Annotated in this window: 4 protein-coding genes; 2 read left to right on the forward strand and 2 right to left on the reverse strand. The window is 71.7% G+C overall.

The window, feature by feature from the left end; translation table 11 throughout:
- Positions 1-785: SpoIIE family protein phosphatase (locus tag AB0K09_RS31720; protein WP_366068845.1), on the reverse strand; the 785-nt coding region annotated here is incomplete at its 3' end.
- Positions 786-897: 112 nt separating this feature from the next.
- On the opposite strand from AB0K09_RS31720, the gene AB0K09_RS31725 reads away from it, so the two are divergent.
- Positions 898-1,119: a hypothetical protein gene (locus AB0K09_RS31725; protein WP_366068846.1), complete on the forward strand. Its 222-nt coding sequence runs from the start codon at positions 898-900 to the stop codon at positions 1,117-1,119.
- A 13-nt stretch (positions 1,120-1,132) separates the two neighbouring features.
- Here the strand turns inward: AB0K09_RS31725 and AB0K09_RS31730 are convergent, their stop codons facing one another.
- Positions 1,133-2,002, reverse strand: a complete 870-nt coding sequence (locus AB0K09_RS31730) for a hypothetical protein (RefSeq protein ID WP_366068847.1) — start codon at positions 2,000-2,002, stop codon at positions 1,133-1,135.
- Between the two features lie 207 nt (positions 2,003-2,209).
- Here AB0K09_RS31730 and AB0K09_RS31735 point away from each other — a divergent pair, with 207 nt between their 5' ends.
- A complete protein-coding gene (locus AB0K09_RS31735) occupies positions 2,210-3,043 on the forward strand; it encodes a CHAD domain-containing protein (RefSeq protein WP_366068848.1) in 834 nt (277 codons plus the stop codon).
- Positions 3,044-3,229 lie beyond the last annotated feature (186 nt).

A 3,229-nucleotide genomic window follows, 5' to 3' on the forward strand; every position in this document is an offset into this window, starting at 1 on the left:
CCGCGGTTGACCACCTCGACCACGGGTGCGTCCGGCACCTGGGCCACGAGAACGGTGACGAACCCCTCCACCAGAGCGACCTGGTCGAACGCACCCGGTACGGCGGCCTCCCGGCGCAGCGCGGCCGTGCAGTGGCTCATTACCTCGGCGAGATCGTCCTCGTACTGCGCGGCCTCGCGGAAGGCGCCGAGCACCGCGGCGGCCGAGCGCACGGCCGGCAGCCCCTTGCCCCGGACGTCCCCCACGATCATCCGGACGCCGTACCGGGTCTGAAGGACCTCGTACAGGTCGCCGCCGATCTGCGCCCCCTCCTCGGCCGCGAGGTACATGCCGGCGGCCCGCAGCGGACCCAGCCGTTCGGGGACGGGATGCAGGATGACCTCCTGCGCCGCCTCCGCGATCCGGCGGACCTGGTCCAGCTCGCCCTGTCTGCGTGTCCGCGCGGCGCTGCTCGCCGTGATGCCGGCCGCGGACACCAGGAACAGGGCCAGCAGGTTGGTGTAGACCTGCTGGGTTCCCCAGGCTCCGTTGTACGTCGCGGTGGTCACGCTGACGGCCACGGCGACGACGATCGCCGCGAGCGTGCCCCGGGGGCCCATGGTCACCGCCGCCAGCGCGGGCGTCGCCGTGAGGAGGGGACCGGTGTACAGGAAATGCGCGGGTGAGAGCTCGATGACCACCACCAGCGCGGCGATCGCGAACGGCACGCACTGCCCCAGCGCGAAGAGCCCCCGGCCGGGGGCTCTCGCCCGGGACGGGGGAGCTGAACGCGAGAGCGACCCCATGCCTCCAGGCTCCCGCGCGCGTCCCCCGTGTTCCAGTCGTGGGTGTGCGTGCGGTGTGTGCTCGTGTGAACCTTGTGGAAGAGGGGCCGGAGTACGAGAGGTGGGATCGGCCATGGCCGGGCTGCTGAGGAGAAGGCACCAGCACAAGGAGGAGTGGGCCGCCGAACGCGAACGCGAGCAGCAGGCGACGGCGGCGAGGGCGGCGAAGACCGCGAAGACCGTGAAGGCGGCGAAGACCGGGCAGGCCGGGAAGGACCGGGAAGAAGCGACGGGCGAGGTCTACAAGCCCGCAGCCGAGCAGCATGTGCTCGGTTGGGGGCACCGGGAGACCTAGGCTCCGGCTCGGCTCAGCCGGTGCCGCCGGCCTTGGTGCCGCTCTTCTCGGAGCCGGCTTTGTTCGAGTCGTCCTTCTTGGAGTCGTCTTTCTTGGAGTCGTCCTTCTTCGCGTCGTCCTTCTTCGCGTCGTCCTGCTTCTTCGCGTCCTCACCCCTCGTCCCGCGCCAATGGGGGCACGGCAACCATCTGGTCTGGTAGTCCAGGCGCGGTGTTCCGTCGGCCTTGCGGATCGGGGTGTCGGTCGTCAGGTCCACGTCCTCCACCCGCGACCGGCCGCCCGGATTGTTCTTCCAGTAGGTCATCCGCAGAAAGCCGTCGCTTCTCTGGAACCAGGGCGCGTACTGGTAGTAGACGCGTTTGCCGGCGGGAACGTCGAGCTTGATGTTCGACTCGGCGGCCCTCACGTTCTCCCAGGTGGTGCTCTCCTCCCGCGAGCGGCTGCCGCCGAGCGCGAGGGACAGCCCCTCGGCGATGCTCGCGGTGATCTCGTTCGTGACGGACCGGCCGCGCGATCTCGCCCTCGACCTGCTGATCGATCCGAACGCCTTCAGCTCCAGGCCCCACGCGGGTCCGTCGCAGGCGCCGAACGTGTCGGACATGACCCGCTGGCTGAAGTCCACATAGGTGTGCCGGTGCGTGATGACGAAGCGGCAGGTCGCGTACCGCTCGGCCCCGAGCCGGTTGTTCCGCGCGTACGCCCACTCCCTGTTGGTCATGGTCATGCTCGGGTTGTCGTGGCCGCCCTCCCGGCCCAGGCAGTCGGGAATCCGGGCGGTGGGCGCGGACGCGCGGACCGGCTGGGCGGGCGGCGGGCCCGCGAGGGCGGCCACGAGTGCGGCGCAGACGAATGCGTACCGTTGGTATCGACGCGCGGAACGCATGGGGGTCCTTTCGCCGTGGGGCACTGCCGAGGGGTGGTGGTCTCACTGCGGCCAACGAGAACGCGCGGATGCCTGGAACGGAAGTTCACTCATATCCCGCACATACCGCCGATCGAGGCATACGCCGCGCCTTGCGGTGTGTCCATCGGCTCGTCCGGACCATCCTTGACGTCCGGCGCGGATGTCGTCCGGACGGGAGGAGTGCTGATGGGCGTGGAGGTCTCCGTGGCTCTCGGCGCGTATGTGCGGAGGGAGCGGGACAGGCTGGTCTCGCGCGAGCCGCTGGTGCGCCGCAACCGGTCCGAGGCGGTGAAGGCGATGCGCAACGCAGCGCGCCGGCTCGGCAGTGTGTGGTGCGCGCTGGAGGAGACGGGGTCCCCGGACACCGGACTGGTCGCGGACTGCTCGTGGCTCAGGGAACACCTCAGTGCGGTCCGGCACCTCGACGTGACCGGGCAGCGGGTGCTGGAGCATCCGGCGATGACCGGTGCTCCCGCCCAGTGGGCGGCCGAGCGGCTCGCGCGGTCCCGTGACCCGGCCAGGCGGGAACTCGTGCGGATCCTCGACGGCCCCCGCTACAAGGCGTTCGTCGCCGCCCTGGACGCCAAGGCGGACGGCCCGGTGCCGGAGGCCGCCGCCGGGCTCGGTGACCGGTTCCGCGCGGCCTGGCGGCCGCTCGTCGAAGAACTCGCGGCCGCGTCGGCGATCGGGGACGACGACGCGCGGGCGGACGCGCTGCACGAGGTCCGCAAGCGGGCCAAGCCCATGCTGGACACCGGACGCGGCGTGGAGCGCGCGTATCCGGAACTGCTCCGCCACCCCCTGCGCGTCCTGGCGGCCCTTCAGGGCCTGCTCGGCGAGCACCAGGACAGCACCGTGTGCCGTCACACACTGCTGGAATGGGCCGGCGAGGCGCCCGACGGGCACGTGCGCGAGGCTCTGTACGGGCTGGTGGAGCACGAGCGCGCCGCCGCGGCCGCGGTGGAGGCGCGGCTGCCCGCTCTGTACACCGAACTCAGCACCCTCCGGTTCGGCCGCTGACCCCGGGGAATGACGAGTTCCGTGACCTTACGCACACCGAGGCGCAAGCCGACGCGCAATCAGAGGCGCACGCCGACGCGTACACCGACGCGCACCCTGCCCCTCGCCCTCGTGGCGGCCGGGATCCTCGCCGCTGTGCCGGTACTGGCCGCCTGCGACGACGAGCCCGGGCCGCCGGCGCGCGGC

Origin of the sequence: Streptomyces sp. NPDC049577 (assembly GCF_040675635.1) — a bacterium.
Classification (GTDB): domain Bacteria; phylum Actinomycetota; class Actinomycetes; order Streptomycetales; family Streptomycetaceae; genus Streptomyces.